Raw genomic sequence first — 24,392 nt, 5'->3', positions numbered from 1 at the left:
AAACAGCCCGTCTGTGTGAAGTTGATGCGCGGATGGGTTTTGTTATCTTGAAGCAGTGGATTGATTGACACTTACCTACTAGTAAGTTAGTCTTTACGTATGGAAAATAGAAAATCACAAATCATCGAGTTGGCACTGAGAAATATTCGTGAAAGAGGTTACTTATCATTTAGTTATGATGATTTAGCCAAAGAGTTGAATGTAACAAAAGCGAGCATTCACTATCATTTTATGAAAAAAGAGGACTTGGGTTTAGCGGTTTGCAAAAAAATAAAAGACGGTCTAGAGACAACGTATAACGAAGTAGGTCGGTTGAATGCCAATCCTGAAGAGAAGTTATGGGCATTCATTTTCAGAAGAACTGAAAAAATAGGAGACAACGAAATATGTCCATTATCTTCCTTGCAAGCGGATTACAATTACATTCCGGAGTCTATGCAAAAAGCTGTTCATGGATTGAGTGAAATGGAAATTAGATACATCCAAAATCTACTTGAAGATATAAATGATGAAAGGAAAGGTCCAGGATTTCAAGATACCCCTGCAATGGCTGCACTAATGATTGCAAGTGTAAAAGGAGCACTTCAATATCGGCGAGTATTAGGATCGGATTTCCTTTTCTCTGTGTCCACACAATTAAAAAAGATGCTGGAAATGGAGAGGTAACTAAATGAAATTTATGGGGGATATTAAATGGAACGTAGAGTGGTAGTAACGGGATACGGAGTTGTATCACCATTAGGAAATGATGTAGAGACGCTTTGGAATAATATTAGAAACGGAAAATCTGGTATTCGAACTATTGAATCTGAAGAATTCAAAGAGATTCATACGCGGATAGCTGGACTTGTATCCGACTTTGATGCGGAACAGTACTTTGACAAAAAAGAATTGGGTAAATACGATTTGTTTGCACAATATGCCTATGCTGCGGCCAAGCAAGCAATCGACCAATCTGGAATTGGTGCAGACTCAGTGAATAAAGAGCGCGTTGGTGTCTATGTAGGTTCAGGAATTGGCGGAATTGACACCGTTATGGACAACCACAAAGTACTTCTGGATAAAGGGGTCAGAAGAGTGTCACCATTTATGGTCCCTATGATGATCAGCAATATGGCGGCGGGAATCATTGCCATTAAAAATGGAATGAAGGGTCCAAGTTTTTCGCCTGTTTCAGCTTGTGCAACCGGTAATCACGCGATTGGAGAAGCATATTTAAACATTCTGCACGGCTATTCGGATGCGATTGTGGCAGGCGGTGCTGAAGCATCTATCAATCCACTTTCCTTTGCAGGTTTCTCGAAAATGAAAGCAATGTCTGCACGTAATGATTCACCTGAACAAGCAAGCCGTCCTTTCGATAAAGATCGCGATGGATTTGTTATGTCTGAGGGATCTGGTATTCTCGTGTTAGAAGAGTATGACCACGCGATCAAACGAGGTGCAACTATCCTAGGGGAAATTGTAGGATATGCGTCAACGACCGATGCCTTCCATATTACATCTCCAGATTTCGATGGAGCAGCCAGAGCTATGAAACTGGCGATGGAACGGGCACAAGTAAAACCTGAGGACATTGCCTACATTAACGCTCATGGAACTAGTACGACAGAAGGTGATATTTCAGAAACAAAAGCAATCAAAGAAGCATTTGGTTCCCATGCTTATAAGGTGAAAGTCAGCTCGACGAAATCTATGACAGGTCACCTTTTTGGAGCGGCAGGAGGCATTGAATCCATTATTACGCTAAAAAGTATCGAACAAAACATTGCACCTGCAACCATTAATTTAGATACACCAGATGATGAATGTGATTTAGATTACGTTCCAAACGAAGCAGTGGAAATGGAAATGAACTATGCACTATCAAATGGATTTGGGTTTGGCGGACATAATGCCGTACTTGTTTTTAAGAAGGTTTCTTCATAAGTGAAGTAAGAATTTGTCTTGCATAGGTCGCCATTCAAGTTCAACAACGCTATGTTAGCAAAACTGATAATGTAACCCTCCATAATAACAATCAGCCCATCTGTGCGAGTAATTACGTGCAGCTGGGTTTTTCGCGTCTGAAAATCAATAATTGAATAGAATATTCATATTATTGAAATTACCCCAATTTACAAGTCGAAAATTATTGGTACATTTAAAGTAGAAACCTCGAATTATTTACTAGAAAAGGGAGTGGTTGAAAAAAGTTTTGGTGGATAACACGCACGTAAACTCTGAGATCAGAAAGGAAGAAGATGATGAACAAACGAATGACGAAGCGCTTTATGACAGTGGCTATGTCCACATTTTTAGTTACAGCTTCATTAGTAGGGACACATGCACTTCCGATCCAAGCGAAACAGAACACAAATGATGCAAGGGGAATTTTGAACAAACTAACTAAAGAACAACGTGCAGCGATTCAAGAACTTGAAAAAGAAGTCGGATTTACGGTTCATCCGGCCATTAATCAAAAAAGCGAAGCACCAGTAGAACTCATTATAGAATTTAAACAAGACCCTGCAAAGGTAGCAGTGGCTAAAAGTCAGCTTCAGGAAAAACGGAGCGCTATCTCTTTAAAGGATGCAAAGAACAAAGTGGAGGCATCCCACAACGAATTTAAAAAAGCGATTAAAAGTTTGGAAATTCAACCTTATAACAAATTAGGCTCCCATTCTGTTGAAGGAAACAGTGTCGAAATCACGAGAGAATATCGTGATGCGTTCAATGGAGTGGCCGTTACGATGCCTGGAACAGCAATAAAGGAAGTGCTGAAGACGGGATTAGTGAAGAGAGTGTGGAAAAACGAAGAAGTTAAGGTAGATCTACCGAAAATTAAAGAAGAAAAAATCGAACCTAAAATGATCGATAGCATCCCTCAGATTGGTGTAGATCGACTGCACGCGGATGGGATCACTGGTGAAGGCATCAAAGTCGGTGTCATCGATACAGGAATCGATTATAATCACCCAGACTTAGAGAATGCCTACAATGGATATGAGTCTTCTGAGGGGAAGGATCCAGCTACAATCGACCCGGAAAGTGTAAAAGGATGGGATTTTGTAGAAGATGATGCGGATCCGATGGAAACAACGTATAAAGATTGGTTGAAATCAGGACAACCTGAATTTGATCCTTATCAAAGCAGCTACTATACCTCCCACGGCACACACGTTTCTGGGACAGTTGCAGGACAACAAGAAAACGACGTAGACTATGCCGTTAAAGGTGTCGCACCGGGGATCGAGTTATATGGATATCGTGTCTTAGGACCATACGGAATGGGTGACATGATTGGGGTAATGGGCGGAATCGACAAATCAGTCCGCGATGGAATGGACGTCATCAACCTCTCTCTAGGGACTGCAGTGAACGATCCATTATCCCCGGTTTCAATTGCTGTAAATAACGCGATGCTATCAGGTGTTGTTACTGTGGTTGCAGCAGGGAATGCTGGACCTAATGCACAAACAGTGGGAGCACCAGGAACTGCAGCACTCCCGATTTCTGTTGGAGCAAGTGATGTGGCACAAATTTCGCCAACGTATGCTGCATCGACGGAAGAATCATCGTTTAGTGACGTGAGGTTATTGGCAAAAGACTTTTCCGATAAGATTGAGGAATTTAAAGGTCAATCGTACCCGCTAGTTTACGTAGGTTTTGGTGGAGAAAATGAATTTGAAGGAAAAGACGTAACGGGGAAAATTGCATTGATTCAAAGAGGTCAGCGATCGTTTGATGAAAAGCTAATGAATGCAAAGAAGGCAGGTGCTAAAGCGGTAATCGTTTTCAACGATTCTGAAGGTCAGATTCCTTATTACGTTGGCGAAAACACGTCATTTCTACCTTCTTTCCGTGTATCTAATGAAGATGGTTTGAAATTGGTAGACTCCGCTAAGAAGAATGGTAGTTTTACATTTGGAGAACTGAGCAACATCAAATCTGAAGGAGATTATTTGGCAGCGTTCAGCTCAAGAGGACCTGTCGCAAGTAGTTATGATATTAAGCCGGATCTTGTTGCACCAGGGGTATCTATTTTCTCTACATACCCAGCGTATGTAAATGATCCCATTAACAATAGCTATGAGAATGCTTATGCAAGAATCCAAGGAACTTCAATGGCAGCCCCACACGTGGCAGGAGCTGCAGCACTTATCTTGCAACATCATCCAGATTACACGCCTTTTGAAGTCAAGGCTGCATTGATGAACAGTTCGGTAGATATGAAAGAGGATTATTCGGTCTACGAAGTGGGAGCAGGACGTATCAATGTGTACGATGCCGTGTATGCTGACACAGCTGTAACTGTGCTCGATCAAATCAGCATGGTAGATGATGAAGATCCGATTACACTGGAACACGAAACAGGTTCTCTTCGATTCGGTAGTTACTATATTACTGAAGGGGAAGCGATTAAGAATACTAAAAAAATAAAATTAGAGAACCGTGCGAACACGGAGAAGTCTTATTCGATTGAAGTGGACTTCTTACAAGCAAACGATAAACGTCCAGATGCTGCTGCCAATGGCGTTGTGCTTAACGTGCCAGAGCAGGTGACAGTAGATGGCGGTAAAGTGGTGGAATTTGAAGCGGAAATTAGTGCTTCTGAAAAAGCAGCATTCGGGACGTATGAAGGGTATCTTCGAATTTCAGATGGTGACGGTGCAACCCATCAAATTCCGTTTGCACTTCGTATCTCCAGCAAAGGATTCGCTTCCATGGAATTCGATCGTCCAGCCGTTCCGAACGTGTGGAAGTATCATCCGTTCTTGCTTCCATTTATGGGTTTAAAATTGAACTTAAAAAGTCCAATGGAAACGGTTGACTTGGTTATCAAAGACTCTAAAACAAACAAGCCGCTAGGAATAGTTGGTACGTTTAACGACTTGAGGCCGGACGTGAATTATTTTGCATCCAAAGGTTTCATGGGTAACATTCTTCCATTCACAGGAGATTCCAAGAATCCGATTGGCACTGATTGGGTCCGCTTACCTGAAGGAGATTATCTCTACGAACTAATTGGTACGGATAAAGATGGTGCCGAATACTCAATGGAACAAGTTGTAGTGGTAGACAACACGCCTCCTGAAATGACGTCCCTAAATCACAATCCAGGGATTATTGAAGTCGATGAATCGATGTTTACAAACGAATTTGGTCTCAATGCGTTTTGGGTGCATACGAATATTTATGATTCGACGATTGACCTGTTGAACGGAAAAGGATTGAAATACGACCAATCTGGAAACATCGTCACTGTTTATCAAAATAACTCGTTTCCAAATGCACTTGGGGTAGCACCAGATGGCTCAATGAGCTTTGGAGTATTACCGGAGGAAGTTGAAGCTGGTCCCGTGGAGATTGACTTAGTACCTGTAGATTTAGCATCCAATGCGGATACAAGAAGTTTTACGAGATATACGGTCGTCAAAAAAGGCACGCCATATGCGTTGCAAACATACGACAAAGAGAAGTTGTATCTCGATGATCAATTTACGATGACTCTGAATTTATCACAAGTAGAAAATTTACTATCAGGTACATTTGGTGTGGAGTATGATCACGAGATCTTTAAGTTTGAAAGTCTGTCGTTAAATGATGAATTTAAGAAGTTTGCAGATGAAAAGAGTATTGAAGTTCAGGTGGATGAACCTAAGATTGATGAGGGAGATTGGTTTAACATGCTTCACGTTGGAGCTACACTTCAATCTGACGCAGATTTCAACGGGTACACTGGAGACAGCCCATTCATTGACGTGACGTTTACAATGATCAGTGATGCGTATTATGAAGGTGCAGGAGCATTAGGTGTCGATGACTTCAAATATAAGAAACATGGTGAAACAGAACTACAAGATTTACCTGTATTTCTTGAAGATCCATTTGAAGTTGTACCGAAGCATTCGATTCTATCTGGATTCATCACACCAGAAGCATTTACTCAGGATGGATTTTTAGACATACAAGATTACGACAAAATGGGTGCAAAAGTATATGCGAAATCTGAAAGTGGAAAAGTCTATCATACAAAAGTAGATGAATACGGAGAATATTACTTCTACGATATGCCAGTTTCGGACAAACAATATACTGTTTACTTTGAAGTGCCAGGTCACTTGAACAAACAAAGGACAATTCGTCCTGGAGTCGAGTACAATGGTGAATTTGTCGGAGAGGAATTTTGGGTGGATGCTGTCCCAGCCCCTGCTGGAGATGTGAATAATGACGGCGTTATTGATATTCACGATGTCATGCGTGTCGTTGCGCAATACGGTAAAAATCACCCAAGTACAGACATTAATCAAAATGGAGTTGTAGATGAAACAGATATTCGTTACATTGAGAAGAATTTCTTGAAAGTCGGCGACGACGCTAAAAACAAGAAGCCGCTTGAAAAACTCGGATCAAAAGGATTAAATGATTTCTTAAAGGCGTTAGGTCTAGAACCGAAGAAGTAAAAGTGAAAAGCGACATCCAGAAGGCCTAAACCTTTCGGATGTCGCTTTTTCTTATTTCATTGGTAGGTCGAACGTGATAGATTTCTCTTTAAATAATTTTTTAGCGTTGCTGTCTGTTAATGGACCGAATTGCAATTCCAGTTCTTTCAATAGGGAGAATTCGTCTTTACGGAAAAGGAAGACAGTCAGAATTTCTTCCGATTCACCAGGTTGCATATCACCGTAGAGCGTAGGTTCCAACATTCCTTGTGATAGCATTGTGCCTCGGTTCTGATCTAACAGCAACCGACTTTCCATCATAGACTTTGAAATCGCTACGCTGCTGTCATTCTTCACTTGGAACTTGACCGTTACCGCAACAAGTGGGCCGTCACCAAAGTTGCGGAAGCGCTCAGCGTGTGCAGTTGTTGGCTTGACGTCAGCATATTGGACACCTTCTAGGGTAATTGATACTTCATCGATCTTTTGAGTTTCGTTGACATCTTCCTTTGCGAAAAACAGTTCCTTATCCGCAATCGTGTCTGTTACCATTTTATCGGCATAGAGTGCGGAGCTCTTCGTTGCTTTCTCTGCCCCATCTGCGTTGAATGGAACTTTAAAAATTGCGTCTTTGCCGATTCGCTTATTAAAATCATCTTCTAACATCGGAATGTCAATGGTGTATGTCGGGGCTGTCAAAAGCTGGTACTGGTCCTTCGTCATCGTGTAGGATTGCATTCCAGTAAATTTGCCAGGTCCGAATTGGCGTCCAGCATTGTCTTTATCGCCTTTTAGCCAATCCTCTCGATCGACAAGTCCAATTCGCATATATAAGTTTTCGGTACCGTCATCAGAAAGCATCATTGTACTCGCGTTGAAAAACACATCTTCATCCAATTTGTTTTCGAAGCCAAGTTTGTACGTGATGACATATCCTTCGTCTTGATCTTCAAAATTGTGTTTAGCCGATTCATTCATATTTGTCACATGAGCAATCTGGTATTCCTCGATGGAGATTGTCACTTTGTCCGAATACGCATGTGTCAACTCTGGTTCGGTATTCGTGTAAACAATTTCTATGTCCCCGCCTGTCTCTTCTTCCATATAGGGATTTATGTTTTCAGAGGACTCGCTTTCTGCACTCTCTGTTTCTTCTGCAGTTTCTGCATCGTCTTCTTCTATCTCAGTTGTGGGTTCGCTCGCATTCGTCTCAACTTTTTTCTGGGTTTCTTCACTTTTAGGTGGTTTAGCAGCCGATGCTTCCTCTTCCTTATCTTCCGTTTTTCCGCAAGCGCTAAGTACAAGAATCGCCACCAATGTGGTGCTGACTATCAATTTCTTCATCTTCATTTCGTTGCTCTCCTTTGTAAACATAGTTATCTAAATAATTGTACCAGTTAGAACAATAGAATAACGGACTATTTAAAAGATGAACCTTAAGTGTTTCCTTTCACTAAATTTTATGTGGAAAGTCCTGGATATAACGGTAAATAAAATGAAAATATAGCAATTATTCGTTCAGAAGGGGTAGCTGGTATTCATTAAGTCATACTAAAAAGATAGAAGCCCTCGGATGGACACCAGCCTTTTATCACACTTAAATAGAGAAAAGAAAATCCCTGCCAATGCGCTGTTTAATGTGATTTGGCGGGGGGGTGGCATTGTTGGCACCTTCCTGGAACGTGGCGACGGTGAGCATGATGCACTGGAGACCTACAAAACCTCCTGAAGCGTACATATTTCTTAACTTGCTTTCTCTCCAATAAGGTCTAAAATAGAAAAGTACTTTATTGGAGGAGAAACACTATATGAAAAATTTTATTCAACCTGTTTTTCAACGCTATTGGAATCCTTATGTCGTATTGCTGATTGCAGGGATTCTTAGCGCATTATACTTTGGCTTGACTTCGACAGTTTGGGCTGTCACTGGTGAATTCACTCGTCTGGGGGGAGATCTCCTGAAATTGTTCGGGGTGGATATTTCCGGCTGGGAATATTATGACATGGTACACCTGAAAGGAACGACTTGGAGTCGCCCAGATGGTTGGATTGTCTGGGGAATGTTTATCGGAGCCTTGATGATGGTGTTATTGAGTAATAATTTCAAAATTCGTTTTCCACAACAGAAACGTCGATATGTCCAAGGGCTTGTCGGTGGAATCATTGCGGGATTTGGAGCACGGTTGGCACTGGGCTGTAACTTGGCTGCGTTTTTCACAGGAGTTCCTCAGTTCTCATTTCACTCTTGGATTTTCATTGTTGCAACGGGGATTGGAACGTTCTTTGGGGCGAAGTTGACGAAAATGCGCTGGTGGAAAGGTAAGCCGACGTTAACGCGTGGTGCTGCAAAACCATCCAAAGTCAAAAAGCGCATCATCCAGCCTTATGTGGGAGCCGCGATCGCAATTGTCTACATAGGTTTGACAGTCTACTTCTTTGCAACTGGACAAAAGCTACTCGGGTTAGGTGCACTATTCGGCCTCGCATTCGGTATTCTCATTGAACGCGGTCAAATCTGCTTCACTTCAGCATTCCGTGATCTGTTCCTGGTTGGGCGCAGTGTCATGGCGAAAGCAATCATTATCGGGATGGCTGTCAGTTCTGTAATAACGGTTATTATTATCTCCGTATATGACTTAACGCCAATCACTCAAATTGCAGCGCTCAGCACATTCGTCGGTGGCATATTGTTCGGTCTCGGTATTGTCATGGCTTCTGGTTGTGAAACCGGAATGATGTACCGACTCATGGAAGGACAAGTTCTTTTCTTGCCGGTATTTGCGGGCAACATCATCGGTGCAACGTTCCTTGCTTACGCATGGGATCATCTAGGTGTTTATGATGTACTCGTCGAAAGTGGAACAAAAATAAATCTGATGGACTCTTTTGGTCCAGTCGGTGCCATTCTTGCGACACTCGCAATGTTAGGCGTACTATATGCATTAACGGTTTATCGAGAAAAACGCTATCATCGCCAGTTGGCAATGAAGAGAGGAGTGAACCAACATGCAAGCTAACAAAGAAGCTGATTTCACACTCGATTTACGTGGGGAATCTTGTCCCTACCCTGTCATTTACACACTTGAGGCACTAGAGGGCATGAACCAGGGAGAATTGTTACAAGTCATCACAGATTGCCCAGGTTCTTTCCGCAATGTCCCGGAAGAAGCAATCGCCCATGGGTACACCTTTGCACAAGATCCTATTAAAAACGGTCAAGAATTTCTTTTTTATATTTATGCGTGATATGAAAAAATGATCTATTTAGAAGAAATGTCTTGAGTGAGTTAAACTACACATGAAGAAAAGCTGTCACTTAAAGTCACTATTTGACTTTGGGTGCCAGCTTTTTTGATGGGTAAAACAGGTTGCGCTACTTAATTATTCTCTCTAGCTTTCTGTGTATCCCTCACGTTTTTCTGAACCGTGATGGCAGCAAAGATACTCAAAACAAAAGCCATCCCGTAGAAGCCTTTTTCACTCAGAATGATACTGCCAGCATTGTATAGACCGATTGCCATGAGCGAAATCGCTACAATGAGGGCGAACCAACTGAGACCGTAGTAAATGTTAGTGACAGGGATATCCTCATCTTTATCGCGCACAGCTTTTTGTAGGGAAACTGCTGCGTAAAGTCCGAATATCAAAATAGCAAAGTAGTATCCTTTTTCATTCAGTTCCATCGTAGCGTTAAACAGCCCTACAAGATACGCGCTGATTCCAATAACGAGCGCTACCCAGGAAGCACCTTTAAATGCTGGAGTAGGTTCCCCGTCTTTTCGTTCTAGTTTCAGCTTGGGTCCGTTACTTGTTTCTTTATCAAAGAAATCTTTTGGATCATTCGTCATTGAACGTTTCTCCTCCTCTTTTCAACATCGTATCTAAACGTGCTCCATAACAACCTTTTCTGAACCATTACGTTAATTCGTTTGAAAAGGATGCTTTTGCACATGATGCAGTATATGTGAGATAGGCCCAATATGATTCCGATTGGATTTATGAGAGGAGAAGAGCTAAAGGGTAGTAAGGAGGTACTTGCGACAAACAATCAATTTGAACTTTAAGTGAATACAAATAAAAAAGATCAGTGAAAAAAGCCGGTTAAGGCTTCATCACTAATCTTTTTTGTCTTGTCCTAATTAGTTTCATCCAAATGAGATTTCACTTTCTGTTGCACTTGTTCCTCGATCTTTTCGACCTTGTCGTTGTTCAGCTTGCGCCGTGGTTTAGGGTGGAACCATTCCAGCTTGCCCTGACGTACCACCCCTTTGTATTCCTCACCATGGATCAATAGTTTGAATTGATGGGCTTCGTGGACTTGCTGATCAAACATGGGCGTCACTTCAAATTCATCAAATTCTTCCTCACCTGGATCTACTCCGTTCTCATCTAACAGTTTGAGAATCTTGGATTCAACCCACATTAACTGTTCTTCTTCTAAGTCTTGCTTAGGATGTGGATTAAGCCACTGGATTTCACCTTCATGGTAATCACCTTTGTATTCCTTGCCGTCGAGAGTAAAACTGAATTGGTTTCTTTCATAAATGCGATTATCATAAATCGTTTCTACTTCAAAATCATCGACCATTACTTAATCCCTCCTAAAAATGGATAATTTCTCTTTTTCCTTAAGATGAAGTATAAATAACTGAAAACTTTAGTGCGACTGATTGAAATCGATTACACGGTCACAGATTCTATCCAATAACTGATTATCATGGCGAATCACAAGCACGCCAACAGAACGTTTCTCAGCTAGTTGAAGAGTGGTGTGCCAGATTTGTGCTTGGGTGATTGCGTTCAGCATGGTTGTCATCTCATCGGCAATCAAATCCTCTGTATTGGGTCCAAGAGCGCGAGCAACACAAAAACGCTGCAATTTACCCCCTGATAGTTCACTTGGATAGCGTGTCATCCAAGAAGGGGCGATTCCTAAAGCGTCTAAAATTCTTGGATCAACCGCTCCTGCTTCAGCAAGTACCTTTTTCATCCTCCGTCTTGGATTAATTGCTTTTTCAGGGGGTTGCCAGACTAACTGTACAGAATATGGACCTGTAGATTTCACTTTTCTCCTATTCACTTTCACTATACCCTCTTTAGGCTTTAAGTAACCCGCCATGATTTGAGCCAATGTGGTCTTCCCAGAACCACTTTTTCCATAAAGACCTACAATCTCACCAGCCGAGATCTTCAAGGATAAGTTTTTAAACAACCATGGATGTCTTGTGTGGCGATAACTGACTCCTTCGACTTCAAGCATGGAAACACCTCACCATACCACCGTCAACAATCCTCGCATCCGGTTGCTGCTGTGCGCGGAGATCGGTTGATAAAGGACCCCGTGATCTATATACACATCCAGTAGGTGATTGCCCAGAAAATGGCTGGCCCCTTTGTACGCGATTAAGGGATCAGGTAAATAATGTAGACAAAGTTTTACTATGCATGAGAACCTTATATCTTAAAACTTGTTTAGGATACTATTTTTGAACACAAATGTAGGTATATTAGAAAAAAAGCCCCTCTGTCTTAACAGTAGGGGGAAGGGATTAGTTGTATTAGTTTACGTCCATGAATACAGCTTTCATAATAGGAATATTTTGCTCATCCGTATCCGTATAGCTACCATAAACAGTTACCTTGGTACCTTTAGGAATTTCTGTACGTTCACCTAAGCGGATGTCGTCCACCCATAGGACATCTTCCTTTGAATCGGTAACATCTTTCTTCAATCCGAATCGACCATCTTCAACGGCAAAAACAGTCCCGTTGAAAGTGACTTTCGTGTTAGCCGGAATGTCTCCCTTTGCAATATCTCCGTACTCGACTTCAGTAGAATCCGCTTTCAATCCTTCTTCTAACCCAACCGGATCTTCTGCTGTTTTAGACTCCGCTTGTTCCTGTGATTCCGAAGCAGCTGGTTTTTTATCAGTATCTGAAGTGCTATCAGATTTGTCCCCATTCGTGCATGCAGCGAGCATTAAACCTGCTACTAGTAAAATGAATGCTTTTTTCATTTTCATCGCCTCCCTTGTTTATGATAATCAATTCTGTGTAAAAAGAAAACTGAAGACTCGCGTTCGGCCTCAAAAAAACCTGTGAAGAGTAAAACTTCACAGGAGTTGAGTTGCTATGCTTTCATCGCTATTCTTTAATCTGCCAGAACAACTTTGCATTCTTCGGCAATTTCCCGAATATGAAGCTTGCAAAAGGTACGAAACGATGGAAAAACCAGATGATGAGATAACATAGGACGACCGTAATCGTATATTGCAAAAAGATTGTGATATGAAATGATAGTGGTGTTCCACGTGTCGGCAAGTACTTCATCACTTGGAACAAAACGAGTGGATGCATTAGGTAGAAGCCGAATGAATAGTACGCAATGCTGCGCATTCGATGAACGGACTTTTGACTCGACCAACGCACTAAATACTCTGCAAAGTAGAAGAAGAACAAGCTACCGATCACTTTAAACAAAATCCCAATCATTTTGTAATAGTCATCATCAATTGGCAATCGGTCAAAATACGTATTGCGATATCGGATGAACACGTAGGTTAATCCGAAAAGAAGACCACTGATCCCGGCAATCACCATCTTCTTTTTCGTCATCTTTTCAATAATTGTCTCGTAATGGACCCCTATCCAGGCACCTAGCATATACGAACCAATAAAGCTGAACATAAGAGGTACCGTTACGTAGTGCGTATGAATGGAAAACTGGAAATAAGCGTATTCTGCGAGAATCCCAAAGAGCCATAAGTACTTCCGGAAAAAAGAGAATTTACGGACCAGCATCATCAGTAAGGGGAATACTAAATAAAACTGCACAACAATGAATATGAAATAAAGCTGGTATTTACTTTCCCCAAACAAAAGTCGGTGAAGGATGTCCGACAAAACAAGTGGACGATCCTGGTAATACCACATTTCCACTTCGTAAATGAGTGACCAAACAATATAGGGAATGAGAATATATGTCACACGTTTTTTCCAATAGGAGAAAAGCACATCCTTAGTAAAAGGACGATCCCGATACATATAGAAAAACACAATTCCCATAATCATGACGAACATTCCGCCCTCAACACGAACAATATTATTCAGAAAAAAATAAAATGTGTTCTGAATTGAAGGGGCTGGAAACAGGTGCCGGTATTGAGCTGTAGTATGTACAAGCACAACAAATAGCATTGCAAAAAATCGCACATAGTAGATGGAAGCGATTTCTTTTTTCATCGAAAATCATTCCTTTACCGGCTTATAGTATGAATCAACTGTCAGTATACCGTAAAAATAGATCGAAGTACAAAAAAATCCAAGTTGCAGAAATGACAGCTACTTTAGGCATACAGCCTATTGGCACCCGTTCGCCGTAGTAATAAATATACTAAACTCATGCTCAATAAAAGTAGGAGAACAATCAACCAGTCTAATGTATGGTGCCCAGATGTTTAAGGCGAATCACTGCGAAGTAAATGATGATTCAAAGAACTACGTAAACAAATGCGTTCTTGGACATGAATTTCATTTCTCATTTGCTCCGTTTACCTAAATGGATATTTCTATAGTTCCTAATGCTACGAGATTCTTTGAGCAAAAGAAAGGCGACTCAAGTAGTTTGTGATGAAAGTAGCAGGAACGAAAAACCCCTCAGAAGAATTAAGTCTGCAGTATTTCTTTATATTAAGATAGGAAAAAATAACCGAAAACATTACAATATATCGAATATGGTTGCACTCCGATATGTTGTAATGTAATCTACAAACACGAACTATAATACATATTATTATTTAAACGTTCGTATAAAAGGTGACGGAGGCTATTTTATTATGAGTAATCTTATGAAATTGAAAGTTTTTGCTGCAACGTTTATTTGTGCACTGGTTCTGGCGGGCTGCTCCACCGCAACAGGGGAGACAAAGGTTAAGAAAGAAGACGAACAGAACGAAGTGCAGCCAATCGCAGTCCAAGGTGCGATGGATGTAGAAATTTCCGCCCTTCTCGATGAAATGAAAGACTACAAAGAGGAGCAACATGGAAACTACACATTCTACATCGGTAAGATTGCCGATACGCCCGTCGTTGTCTCAAGAACGGAAGTCGGTATGGTGCATGCCGCGGCTTCGACAACCGTATTAATCGAGAAATATAATCCGAAGGCCATTATCAACCAGGGAACGGCGGGTGGACATGATCCAGACCTTCATGTATTTGATACGGTGATTGGGACTGAAGTGATGAATATTGGGAATATGCGAACGGAACATTTAGATGACGAGCAGGGTATGAAACCTGATGAATGGCTTTTCATGTCGACAGGGATGAGAGAAGATGGAGAAGAGGTCGAATACGAATCCTTTGAAAGCGATCCTGAGCTAGTAAAGATTGCGTTAAGTGTAGCGGATCAGTACAAATACGGTGAAGTAGTGGAAGGGAAAGTCGGTAGTGCAGATTTCTGGAACCGAGAAATAGATCGGATTCAATGGTTCCATGAAAATGCAGGTACGAGTGTTGAAGAAATGGAAGCCGCTTCCGTCGCTCAAGTTGCTAACGGGTTCAATGTGCCGTATTTGTCGGTACGTACCGTTTCGAATTCGGAAGTCTCTGATGAGAATATTGAAGACTTGGAGACGGCAGGACAGTATGGAGCAGAATATGCAGTTGAAATTGTAAAGGCAATGAGTAAGTGAGTGGTTAGTTGAAAAAAAGGACCCGTCATGGGTCCTTTTTTACGTCAATTATGGATTCGTAGACCAGAGTCCCGCGGATTTCAATAACACGCGCGGATGTAGTTTTAATTGTGCAACCATGACATCTGCTAAATCTTCTGGTTGCATTACTTTTTCCGGGTTGCCATCTGTTAATTTTTCGTCAATTGCCAAGTCGGTTGCGACGGTGCTTGGTGTGAGCGCACTCACACGGATATTGTGCTTACGAACTTCGAGCATAAGTGACTCAGTAAGCCCAAGCACTCCGAACTTAGATGCGCTATATGCGCTTGTAACTGGAGCTCCTTTTTGACCAGCAGTGGATGAGATATTAATGATGTCTCCGGACTGCCTTTCAATCATATCAGGCAAAACGGCTCTCGTCGTATAGTAAACGCCCATTAAATTGACATCAATGATATTTTTAAATTCTTCAGGAGACAGTTCCATGAATTTGCCGAACTTCCCGATTCCAGCGTTATTCACAAGGATATCAATCGGTCCAAGTTCAGATTTAATATGTTGAACGGCAGCTGTTATGGATTCCTGATCGGATACATCCGCTGAAGCAATCACAACATTCACGCCATATTGACGTAACTCGTCGGCTACTTTTTCTAAGTTAGCTACGGTCTTTCCGATTAGCCCTACGTGGATACCTTCTTTTGCAAATGCTATTGCGGTAGCGCGTCCGATTCCTCGACCTGCACCAGTGATAATGGCATTCTTACCTGTAATGGGTTGCATGGATTTGCTCCTTTTTAACTGGATTTCTTACTTGTTAAAGTATAGCAAATGAGGGGATTCCATACTAAGAATACAACTTGGTCTGAGTACCATCATCATTTTAGTGTCAAATGATTTGATGGGAAATTTAGTTTGAACGACTCGCTTTTAACAATGAATAATCTATGGAAAGGATCGAAATTAATAGGTTCAACTATCCTATTTGTATTGAAGATGTCTCTGCCAATCGCGCTTATTATATTCGTAATCTCATCGGCAAAAAAAGGGAGAGGAGGATACGAAAACAAGTTCAGAAATGGTTGGATATGGGTGTGTAAAAATGGAATTCACATCAGAAAATGGAATAAATAAATAGGTGTCAGTCAGCAACGACTAGAACAATGGTACTCAGATGAAAAGTAGCGAGAAAGCGAGTTCTTTCTGTGTGTTGTAGGGGGCAGCTCTTCCTAAAACTAGTGAAGATCATCCAATTAATCCCTTAATGAGGTTGAATTGTGTCCCGATATCGAGAAACTTCGCTAAGTGTCCGAGAAATATCGATGAGTGCTGGAGAAATGCCCCGAACTGTAAGAGAAAACTCTCGGGATGTCGGACATTCCGAGAGTTGTGTCGGAGAACACATAAAAACCCCGTTTCACGCAAAAAAAGGCAGCCGCGGCAGCCTTTTCTTCACTTCAACAATCCAGCGTTTATAAGGAACTCACGTGCCACATCCTCAGCGTTTTCTCCACCTGAGTTTACACGGAAGTTCATGTCACGCATTTCATCGTCCGTCACTTTTCCAGAAAGCTTATTCAATACACCTTCGAGCTCAGGATATTTCTCAAGTGTCTTTTTCAACAAGAGAGGAGCCCCTTGATAGGGTGGGAACAGTTCCTGATCATCTTCAAGCACTGTCATATCGTACTCTTTCAATTCACTGTCTGTTGAATATGCATCCATTAAGTTGATGTCGCCTGTTTCAATTGCTTGGTACCGTAATTTAGGTTCCATCGTTTTCACGGAAGGGAAGTCCACACCATATAATTTTTGAATGCCTTTGTACCCGTCTTCACGGTCGTTAAATTCAAGAGTGAATCCGGCTTTCACATTGGCTTCAACTGCAGCCAAGTCTGAAATGGTCTTCACACCTGTCTGTTCTTCAAATTGCTTGGAAATCGCCAATGTATACGTATTGTTATACGACATCGGTGGCAACAAGGTCATATCGAACTGATCGGCAAGGCCATCACGTGCTTGTTCGAACACTTCCTTGCGATCGTTGCTGACAGCCTCTTCTTTTAAAAACTCGGAAAGTGCTGTCCCTGTGAATTCCGGATACATGTCAATACTGCCTGACTTAAGTGCATTGAATACGAACGATGTTTTGCCAAGACCGGGTTTCAGTTCGACAGTCAGGTCAGTTTCGTCTTCAATGAGGAGTTTGTACATGTTAATGAGGATTTCCGGTTCAGCACCGAGTTTGGCACCGATTACTAACTGCTTATTCGAACGCCCGGACAAAAATGGGAACACGATAACGAGCAAGCTAATAAAGAAAAATACAATGAGAGCGGTAGCAGCCCGTTTGAATGAAAGACCTTCAAATTTCTTAAGCAAAAAGTCAAATGCGAGCGCTAGAAGTGCTGCAGGAATAGCTCCTAATACAATAAGGGAAGGGTTGTTACGGTCAATCCCCAGAAGGATTAAATCCCCTAGACCACCTGCTCCGATGAGTGCAGCAAGCGTAGCTGTTCCGACAATAAGCACCATTGACGTACGGATGCCTGCCATAATAACTGGCATCGCAAGAGGAAGTTCAACTTTGGTCAATCGTTTCCACGTCGTCATCCCCATTGCAGTGGCAGCTTCTATTAATGAAGGGTCAACTTCTTTGATACCCGTATACGTGTTGCGCAAAATTGGCAACAACGCGTACGCGACGAGCGCGATAATGGCAGGTACTTTCCCGATACCGAGTAACGGGATTAGTAATCCGAGCAAGGCGAGGGATGGAATAGTCTGCAACACTGCACTTGCCCCGATGACACTTTCCGCAATCCGTCGCTTGTTCGTTAGGTAAATTCCAAGTGGAATGGCGATTAATACAGCAAAAACGAGCGCAATCAAGGAAATTTGGATATGTTCCAATAGCGCACTAGCCAATTCTCCCTTACGATCTTGAAAAACATCAAAGAAATGACTCATGCCGTCGCCGTCCTTTCTTTCTCCTGTGTTGCTAAAAAGGAGAGTAACGCATCTCTGGACAACGTGCCGACAATGTCGCCCTTATCCTCGATAGCGACCACATCCGCTACTAGAAGTGCGTCCAATACTGTACTCCATCCAGCGTCAATCGCTAATGGCGGTGCGTCTAAATGTATCGATTCAGACATGGGTTCCATATGATCTCGTATGACAAATGGTTGAGTGCCGCCACTTCCGATAAATTCTTGTACAAAAGGTGTCGCAGGGGCAGCTGTAATTTCATCAGGCGTCCCGAGCTGTTCAATTTTTCCGTCTTTCATAATGCAAATACGATCGCCTAGTTTCATCGCTTCCTGAATGTCATGCGTAACAAATACAATCGTCTTTTTTATCGTCCTCTGTAAATGCAACAAGTCATCTTGTAGCTTCAATCTACTGATGGGGTCGAGTGCACTGAATGGTTCATCCATCAAGACAATATCGGGATCTGCCGCAAGCGCCCGAACCACTCCGATTCTCTGTTGCTGTCCACCAGATAATTCACTAGGTTTACGCCCTCTGTATGTATCAGGATCTAACTCGACCATATTCAGCAATTCAGTAACACGATTGTGGGTATGGTCTTTTTTCCAATGTTTCAGTTCGGGTACAATCGAAATATTCTCTTCTATGGTCATATGTGGAAACAATGCAATCTGCTGCAAGACATATCCGATTTGCCAGCGTAGTTCGTGAATTGCATAGTCACTAATCTTTTTATCTTGAATACGTATCGTTCCGTCTGACAAGGGAATAAGACGATTAATCATTTTTAGTGTCGTTGTCTTCCCACATCCACTTGGTCCAATCAGTACAAAAAACTCCCCTTCTGCAATTTCGAAGTTTACATCTTCTACGACGTTCGTTTCTCCATCGTATGACTTAGAGACACCTTTAAATTTTATCATCAACACCGCTCCTTGTTTTTTCGCAAGCTCTCTCACCCTCGATTTGCTAGAAAGAGATCTATATACCTATATCCTTCAATGTCAAAAAAAAAACCTCCATCGTACAGATATTTGTACGACTGGAGGAACGAATGTATTCTATAATTTTTTTCTTTCTATTGGATAGAGATTTGTAAAGTAATCGTTTGTCACTTCACGGACTTTTCCACTTAAGAACAATACGGCGATAACGTTCGGTACGACTACGATAGCGAGTAGCAAATCAAGGAATTTCCATACGAATTGTAATCCGCCAAGTGCTCCAATAATAATGGCGATGATATAAACCACCCGCATTACTTTTGAAAAGCCAGTCCCAAATAAGAATTCTGCTTGCTTTTCTCCGTAGTAGACGATGACAACGACGGTTGTAATGACGAACAAGAAAAGAACGACTGAAATAATTATCCCACCAATGGTTGCACCGAAAACTGTGCTGTATGCTTCTGTCACCATTGAAGAAGCGTTATTGGCATCGATGACTTTCCAAACACCTGTCGTCAATACTACCATTGCCGTCATGGTACAAACGATGAGTGTATCTACTATGACTTCAAATGCGCCCCAAAAGCCTTGTTTCGCTGGATGATTATTCATCGCAGCAGCGTGTGCAATCGGTGCCGTTCCAATTCCTGCTTCGTTGGAGTAGAGTCCGCGTGCCAATCCCCATCGTATAGCAGCGGCAACACCAGCACCTGCAAATCCACCTGCCGCAGATATCGGCTGAAATGCGTATGTAAAAATAAGTCCGAATGCAGCGGGTACTTCTGTAATATTGAACGCAATCACAATGAGTGCACTGACAATATACAAGACCACCATCGAAGGAATAAGTCGCTCTGTGACGCGACCAATTGCTTTAATTCCTCCAAAGGAGACAAGAGCTACTAAAAGTGCAACAATAATTCCGGTAATGTACGGAGGCAATCCAAACGAACTTTCGATTGTAGTCGCGATTGAATTAGACTGAACCATCGTACTGGCAATAATTTCAATCATCAGTGCAAATGCAAAAAGATATGCAACTTTTTTCCAGCCAAGCCCTTTTTTAATATAATACATGGGTCCGCCTACATAATCCCCAGCTTCGTTCTTTTCGCGATACTTAATGCCAAGGACGACTTCTGAATATTTCGTGCCGATTCCAATAAGTGCAACCAGCCACATCCAAAAAATTGCGCCTGGACCACCGAGGGCAATCGCAACAGGTACACCGACAATGTTGGCAGCACCCATAGTGGAAGCGAGTGCTGAAGTTGTCGCCTGAAAAGGCGTCAGCGTACCGTCTCCAGAGCCTTTCGACAAGATTTTCCCGAAGGTCTGACGAAGAATGTGAGGCATGTACTTGAATTGAAAGAACCCAAGACGGATTGTCAGAAATAGTCCTCCGCCAATCAGCAATAAAATAATTGGTGCGCCCCATAAAAAATCTGAAACAACTCCTACCCATTTTGTAAACGTATTCAAATGTACCATCCCCTTTTGAGTGCTTGAAATCGTGCGTAGAAGTTTCAGGTTGTACCTGCTGAACAAATAGTGAATTCGGAATTGCCAATCGGTTTAAATACTATACTAGTGAAACAATAAAAGAGTTGTCAATCATTTTTGTATAACAGAATATACTGTCTATTTTTATTGTAATAGTAAATAATTACTATTCAAAAAGAGAATAACTATGTTTCCTCATTAGTTGGTGTGAATACAAAATACCTGCGTATCGTTCCCGGAATGATAAAATCGCAACCTTAGAAGATCGCATCAATGGAAGCATGGTTCGTAGTATGAACTATGTAGAATTCTAAGAAGATAATAAGGATTTGTCAGCAAGGGTTCCTTACTTATAGGGGATACCCGTGCATGCTCCTTGCGTCGCGTGACAATTTATAATTCACTAAGGGAATTCCCTATTTCAACCCAATTTACTTTAATTCCATATCATTATAGAAGAGAGTTTGATACAATAGTCACAAACAAAGGAGGAAGTAAAAATGAGAAAAACCTCTACTTTAGTATTAGCTGTATTAGTTGCTATTTTTGCACTTACCATTGTCCTTATGTCTTTCCAACTAAAAACGAACAAAGCGGCTGAAAATGAAGGTGTAGCAGATGTGACTGAAACTGAATCAGGATCCGATAGCGCTGCAGGAAGTGAAATTCAACACAATCCACCTTCAATGGATGACGTTCCTGACGGCGAGCTTGGTGATGCAATTAAGCGCGGATACGACCTTGTAAACGATACTTCAACTGTATTACGAGGTGAAGCTCCCACTGCAGAAGACGGTGAGAAACTGGTGAACGAACTATCATGTACTAGTTGTCACGCAGGTGCTGGTTTGGACAGTGAAGTCTCTTCACTAGTCGGAATGTCAGCGGTGTATCCAATGTACATCGATCGTTCTGGTAAGGTTGTAACATTAGAAGATCGTATCAATGGATGCATGGTGCGAAGCATGAACGGTACAAAGTTTGAAAGCAATGATCCAGATTTAAAAGCGATGGTTGCGTATATGACTTATATTTCTGAAGGAATTCCAGTAGGGGCAGAGTTGCCATGGCGTCACCAGAACAGTGTAGATGACATGCCAATTCCAAGTGTTGCAGATGGGGAAAAGGTGTATCAGCAATCATGTGCGACATGCCATGCAGGGGACGGTAGTGGAACAGGTTCAAACACAGGTCCTGCATTATGGGGAGATGGCTCCTTTAATGACGGTGCTGGAATTGCGCGCCTAACTAAAATGGCAGGTTACGTGCACAACAATATGCCGGTCGGTAATGCAGGAAGCTTATCAGACCAGGAAGTTGCTGATGTTTCAGCGTTCATCCTATCCCAAGATCGTCCTGAGTTTGGAAATCATGAAGGAGATTGGCCAAATGGTGGACGTCCAAGCGACTCGATGACAAAAGAACGTCGCGATGAAATTAAGGCCGGCACAATTGACTGGGAAGCAGTTATTGGTAAGAAAGAATAAATGGAAACCCCCAACAACGCAATTTAATGCGGTGGTTGGGGGTTTTGGGTTGTATTTGTTGTTATACGTGAACGGGAATGGAGCGCTCAAGTAACTCTGATAGGTCTTCGGCAGACATGGTTCGTGCACCGCCTCCCTGAACTGATGCCGCAGAGCCTCCTCCTTTACCTTCTATTGCAGGAAGAGCGATGGATGAAACCGTACGCATATCCGGTGTGAGCGAATTTGTACGAGATGCCACGAATTGCAGCTTTTCAGCATCATCCGAAACGAGTAAAACAATTGCCTGTTCACGAAGAGCAAGTGTTTTGCGAGCGAGTTTTTGTAACTCTTGCATGGAACGATCTTTGTATGTTTGCCGTATGACAATCGTTTTTCGTTCAGCAAGAGATGCCGCTTCAATGTCAAGCAACTGTTCCTTCGCGGCTTCCAATTGCTTTTCCAACGTATGTTGCGCATCGAGCAGTTTTTGTGTGGCATCAGCTGCTTGGCTTAATGGAGCGCTCAGTAGACGTGCAACATCTGAAAGTTCATCATGAATTGTACCAAGCTGATGGAGGACCCGCCCTCCGCACACAAAGTGGATGCGTGTATTCTTTTTTTGCTTTTCAGTGGAAAGGACCTTTAACGATCCGATTTGTCCTGTGGAGCTAGGGTGTGTACCTCCACATCCGTTTGTATCGAAGTCAGGAATGATTACGAGACGAATTTCCTCGTCGACACTAATTTGTTTACGAAGTGAATACGCTGACAGTTCGTCTTGTGTCACCCATTTCTGCTCAATCGGTCGATTTTCAAGGATAATTGCATTGGCAAGTTTTTCAGCCGCACGCAGTTCATCCGAAGAGACCTGTTCAGTCGCAAGATCGATGGTCACGATTTCTCGACCAAGGTGAAAACTGATGGTAGGGTAGTCAAAAAGTTCAACGAAAGCAGCAGTCAGTACATGTTGTCCAGTATGCTGTTGCATATGATCAAATCTGCGATCCCAGTCGATTTCAGCAGAAATCGTTCCCCCAGTGACTAGAGGAGTTTCCAAATAGTGTCGAATTTCTCCGTCAACTTCTTCTACGTCCACAACTGCAATGTCTGCAATAAATCCTGTGTCATGAGGTTGTCCACCACCAGTAGGATAAAATGCAGTATTCTCCAGTACTGCGAATGGTCGTCCTTGTTCATCGACAGCGTGCTGTGTTACCACGGTTGTGAAACTGGTAAGGTAAGGCTCTTGATAATATAGGCGGTCTTGCAACAATCGAAAAACTCCTCTCTAGCGGGACTCTTTTTTCATGTACCCATTGTACGAGGTTCGGGAACTTTATGCAAAAACGTCTGAACTGCATTAGAGCAGTTCAGACGTTTTGTGGGGGAGACGGTTAAGTCGTCTCTGTGCGAGTGACGGTAAAGTCATCCCGAATAATATTATGAGAATCCCAATGATTTGTATGAACGTAATATGTTCGCCAACTAATACAACAGAGGCGGTCATTGCGACCGGAAGCTCCATAGCACTAAGAATGGACGTCATTGCTGTACCCACTTTAGGCACTGCAATGGAAAAGAGATAGATGGGAATTATAATTCCGAATAAGCCAAGGACAAGTCCATATAATAAGAGGCTTGAAGTGAATAGTTGTCCAGTCCAAACAATTTCAGGTGATTGGAAGAACAAGATCACAATTACTGCGAAGAAAGAAGTAAATAAGAGGCGAGTGGTTGTATCCATTCCTTCAATCGCTTTTTGGTTCGCCATCACGAATGAGGCGAAACTTGTTGCTGAAGCCAGCCCAAATGCCCAGCCTTGCCAAGGGATGCCACTCAAATCGACATTTAAAATTCCTGCTGCAAAAATCGTTCCAGAGAAAAGGAAAACGAGTGAAATCACTTCCACCCTCTTAGGTAAACGACGACTTGCGATACAGTCAAATAGCATGCCAATCCAAGTAAATTGAAAGAGCATAACTACTGCCAGTGATGCAGGCATATACTCAACTGTTTTTCCATAAACAATCCCTGTTAAAGCGGTAAAGCATCCTGCAAGTATAAGTGTCCAGCCCCCTCCAAAACGAGGACGCTTGTGTTGAATGATGACGTAAAGTAAAAGGGCGATTAAGAACCCTATGAAGAACTGACTGGTAACAGCTTGAGAAGCCGAATAGCCATCTCTAATGGCCAATTTAACAATAGACGAAAGAATTCCGTAACTGCTAGCCGCGACAATTACGAGTATCGGATATATCCAAAATTTCATAATGCATTTCCCCCTAAGCTAAATAGTATATCACGGTGATTACCATTTTGATACATAGGAAGTTAGACCTCTAATTATTCCCCGGGAAATGAAAACAAAAAAGACAC

Annotated in this window: 19 protein-coding genes; 7 read left to right on the top strand and 12 right to left on the bottom strand. The window is 42.1% G+C overall.

Features of this window, described 5'->3' with window-relative positions; genetic code table 11:
- Positions 1-99: 99 nt before the first annotated feature.
- The 3 genes from N693_RS0113045 (at position 100) to N693_RS0113035 (ending at position 6,446) form a co-directional block, all read left to right on the top strand.
- Positions 100-666, top strand: coding sequence for a TetR/AcrR family transcriptional regulator (locus tag N693_RS0113045; RefSeq protein WP_025785278.1), 567 nt, complete (start codon positions 100-102; stop codon positions 664-666).
- 27 nt (positions 667-693) lie between these two features.
- Positions 694-1,929, top strand: coding sequence for a beta-ketoacyl-ACP synthase II (fabF, locus tag N693_RS0113040; RefSeq protein ID WP_025785277.1), 1,236 nt, complete (start codon positions 694-696; stop codon positions 1,927-1,929).
- 317 nt (positions 1,930-2,246) lie between these two features.
- Positions 2,247-6,446: a S8 family serine peptidase gene (locus N693_RS0113035; protein ID WP_051508745.1), complete on the top strand. Its 4,200-nt coding sequence runs from the start codon at positions 2,247-2,249 to the stop codon at positions 6,444-6,446.
- 51 nt (positions 6,447-6,497) lie between these two features.
- Here the strand turns inward: N693_RS0113035 and N693_RS0113030 are convergent, their stop codons facing one another.
- Complete coding sequence (locus N693_RS0113030; protein ID WP_025785275.1) at positions 6,498-7,775, bottom strand: DUF5068 domain-containing protein; 1,278 nt, start codon at positions 7,773-7,775, stop codon at positions 6,498-6,500.
- Between the two features lie 458 nt (positions 7,776-8,233).
- On the opposite strand from N693_RS0113030, the gene yedE reads away from it, so the two are divergent.
- A complete protein-coding gene (gene yedE / locus N693_RS0113020) occupies positions 8,234-9,442 on the top strand; it encodes a selenium metabolism membrane protein YedE/FdhT (RefSeq protein WP_025785274.1) in 1,209 nt (402 codons plus the stop codon).
- On the top strand, positions 9,432-9,671 hold the full coding sequence (gene yedF, locus N693_RS0113015; protein ID WP_025785273.1) for a sulfurtransferase-like selenium metabolism protein YedF: 240 nt from the start codon (positions 9,432-9,434) through the stop codon (positions 9,669-9,671). Before yedE ends, yedF begins: the two co-directional genes overlap by 11 nt.
- 131 nt (positions 9,672-9,802) lie before the next feature.
- Here the strand turns inward: yedF and yiaA are convergent, their stop codons facing one another.
- The 5 genes from yiaA to N693_RS19285 all read right to left on the bottom strand — a co-directional run bounded on the left by yiaA (position 9,803) and on the right by N693_RS19285 (position 13,667).
- Complete coding sequence (gene yiaA / locus N693_RS0113010; RefSeq protein WP_025785272.1) at positions 9,803-10,273, bottom strand: inner membrane protein YiaA; 471 nt, start codon at positions 10,271-10,273, stop codon at positions 9,803-9,805.
- Positions 10,274-10,560: 287 nt separating this feature from the next.
- Positions 10,561-11,013, bottom strand: coding sequence for a DUF5342 family protein (locus N693_RS0113005; RefSeq protein WP_025785271.1), 453 nt, complete (start codon positions 11,011-11,013; stop codon positions 10,561-10,563).
- A gap of 69 nt (positions 11,014-11,082) precedes the next feature.
- Positions 11,083-11,685 carry an ABC transporter ATP-binding protein gene (locus N693_RS0113000; protein ID WP_025785270.1) on the bottom strand — a complete coding sequence of 201 codons (603 nt, stop codon included), beginning with the start codon at positions 11,683-11,685 and terminating at the stop codon, positions 11,083-11,085.
- Between the two features lie 298 nt (positions 11,686-11,983).
- A complete protein-coding gene (locus tag N693_RS0112995; protein WP_025785269.1) occupies positions 11,984-12,442 on the bottom strand; it encodes a hypothetical protein in 459 nt (152 codons plus the stop codon).
- A gap of 127 nt (positions 12,443-12,569) precedes the next feature.
- Positions 12,570-13,667, bottom strand: coding sequence for an acyltransferase (locus N693_RS19285; RefSeq protein WP_037593297.1), 1,098 nt, complete (start codon positions 13,665-13,667; stop codon positions 12,570-12,572).
- A 593-nt stretch (positions 13,668-14,260) separates the two neighbouring features.
- Here N693_RS19285 and N693_RS0112985 point away from each other — a divergent pair.
- On the top strand, positions 14,261-15,121 hold the full coding sequence (locus N693_RS0112985) for a 5'-methylthioadenosine/S-adenosylhomocysteine nucleosidase (protein ID WP_025785268.1): 861 nt from the start codon (positions 14,261-14,263) through the stop codon (positions 15,119-15,121).
- A 48-nt stretch (positions 15,122-15,169) separates the two neighbouring features.
- Here N693_RS0112985 and N693_RS0112980 read toward each other — a convergent pair whose 3' ends face one another.
- The 4 genes from N693_RS0112980 to N693_RS0112965 form a co-directional block, all read right to left on the bottom strand.
- Complete coding sequence (locus N693_RS0112980; RefSeq protein WP_025785267.1) at positions 15,170-15,886, bottom strand: 3-ketoacyl-ACP reductase; 717 nt, start codon at positions 15,884-15,886, stop codon at positions 15,170-15,172.
- Between the two features lie 669 nt (positions 15,887-16,555).
- Complete coding sequence (gene opuFB, locus N693_RS0112975; RefSeq protein ID WP_025785266.1) at positions 16,556-18,073, bottom strand: osmoprotectant update ABC transporter permease/substrate-binding subunit OpuFB; 1,518 nt, start codon at positions 18,071-18,073, stop codon at positions 16,556-16,558.
- Positions 18,070-19,020, bottom strand: a complete 951-nt coding sequence (locus N693_RS0112970) for an ABC transporter ATP-binding protein (protein WP_025785265.1) — start codon at positions 19,018-19,020, stop codon at positions 18,070-18,072. Before N693_RS0112970 ends, opuFB begins: the two co-directional genes overlap by 4 nt.
- Before the next feature lie 138 nt (positions 19,021-19,158).
- The gene (locus N693_RS0112965; protein ID WP_025785264.1) at positions 19,159-20,526 is read right to left on the bottom strand and encodes a sodium:alanine symporter family protein; all 1,368 of its coding nucleotides are present in this window, start codon (positions 20,524-20,526) and stop codon (positions 19,159-19,161) included.
- A 521-nt stretch (positions 20,527-21,047) separates the two neighbouring features.
- On the opposite strand from N693_RS0112965, the gene N693_RS0112960 reads away from it, so the two are divergent.
- Positions 21,048-22,034, top strand: a complete 987-nt coding sequence (locus tag N693_RS0112960; protein WP_025785263.1) for a c-type cytochrome — start codon at positions 21,048-21,050, stop codon at positions 22,032-22,034.
- Positions 22,035-22,095: 61 nt separating this feature from the next.
- Here the strand turns inward: N693_RS0112960 and N693_RS0112955 are convergent, their stop codons facing one another.
- On the bottom strand, positions 22,096-23,289 hold the full coding sequence (locus N693_RS0112955) for a DHHA1 domain-containing protein (protein WP_253271196.1): 1,194 nt from the start codon (positions 23,287-23,289) through the stop codon (positions 22,096-22,098).
- An 87-nt stretch (positions 23,290-23,376) separates the two neighbouring features.
- Positions 23,377-24,285, bottom strand: a complete 909-nt coding sequence (locus tag N693_RS0112950) for an EamA family transporter (protein WP_172643593.1) — start codon at positions 24,283-24,285, stop codon at positions 23,377-23,379.
- Positions 24,286-24,392: the final 107 nt, after the last annotated feature.

The organism is Sporosarcina sp. D27 (assembly GCF_000586555.1).
GTDB lineage: Bacteria > Bacillota > Bacilli > Bacillales_A > Planococcaceae > Sporosarcina.
The sequence above is the reverse complement of the archived record's forward strand: the minus strand, read 5'-3'. Positions and strand labels throughout refer to the sequence as shown.

Bases quoted from the DNA above. Each gene is read 5' to 3' on its own strand.
- N693_RS0113035 (WP_051508745.1), top strand. From the start codon at position 2,247: ATGAACAAACGAATGACGAAGCGCTTTATGACAGTGGCTATGTCCACA.
- N693_RS0113000 (WP_025785270.1), bottom strand. From the start codon at position 11,685: ATGCTTGAAGTCGAAGGAGTCAGTTATCGCCACACAAGACATCCATGG.
- N693_RS0112985 (WP_025785268.1), top strand. From the start codon at position 14,261: ATGAGTAATCTTATGAAATTGAAAGTTTTTGCTGCAACGTTTATTTGT.
- yedE (WP_025785274.1), top strand. From the start codon at position 8,234: ATGAAAAATTTTATTCAACCTGTTTTTCAACGCTATTGGAATCCTTAT.
- N693_RS0112995 (WP_025785269.1), bottom strand. From the start codon at position 12,442: ATGAAAAAAGCATTCATTTTACTAGTAGCAGGTTTAATGCTCGCTGCA.
- yiaA (WP_025785272.1), bottom strand. From the start codon at position 10,273: ATGACGAATGATCCAAAAGATTTCTTTGATAAAGAAACAAGTAACGGA.
- N693_RS0112980 (WP_025785267.1), bottom strand. From the start codon at position 15,886: ATGCAACCCATTACAGGTAAGAATGCCATTATCACTGGTGCAGGTCGA.
- N693_RS0112970 (WP_025785265.1), bottom strand. From the start codon at position 19,020: ATGATAAAATTTAAAGGTGTCTCTAAGTCATACGATGGAGAAACGAAC.
- N693_RS0112960 (WP_025785263.1), top strand. From the start codon at position 21,048: ATGAGAAAAACCTCTACTTTAGTATTAGCTGTATTAGTTGCTATTTTT.
- N693_RS0113030 (WP_025785275.1), bottom strand. From the start codon at position 7,775: ATGAAGATGAAGAAATTGATAGTCAGCACCACATTGGTGGCGATTCTT.
- N693_RS0112950 (WP_172643593.1), bottom strand. From the start codon at position 24,285: ATGAAATTTTGGATATATCCGATACTCGTAATTGTCGCGGCTAGCAGT.
- N693_RS19285 (WP_037593297.1), bottom strand. From the start codon at position 13,667: ATGAAAAAAGAAATCGCTTCCATCTACTATGTGCGATTTTTTGCAATG.
- yedF (WP_025785273.1), top strand. From the start codon at position 9,432: ATGCAAGCTAACAAAGAAGCTGATTTCACACTCGATTTACGTGGGGAA.
- opuFB (WP_025785266.1), bottom strand. From the start codon at position 18,073: ATGAGTCATTTCTTTGATGTTTTTCAAGATCGTAAGGGAGAATTGGCT.
- N693_RS0113045 (WP_025785278.1), top strand. From the start codon at position 100: ATGGAAAATAGAAAATCACAAATCATCGAGTTGGCACTGAGAAATATT.
- N693_RS0113005 (WP_025785271.1), bottom strand. From the start codon at position 11,013: ATGGTCGATGATTTTGAAGTAGAAACGATTTATGATAATCGCATTTAT.
- fabF (WP_025785277.1), top strand. From the start codon at position 694: ATGGAACGTAGAGTGGTAGTAACGGGATACGGAGTTGTATCACCATTA.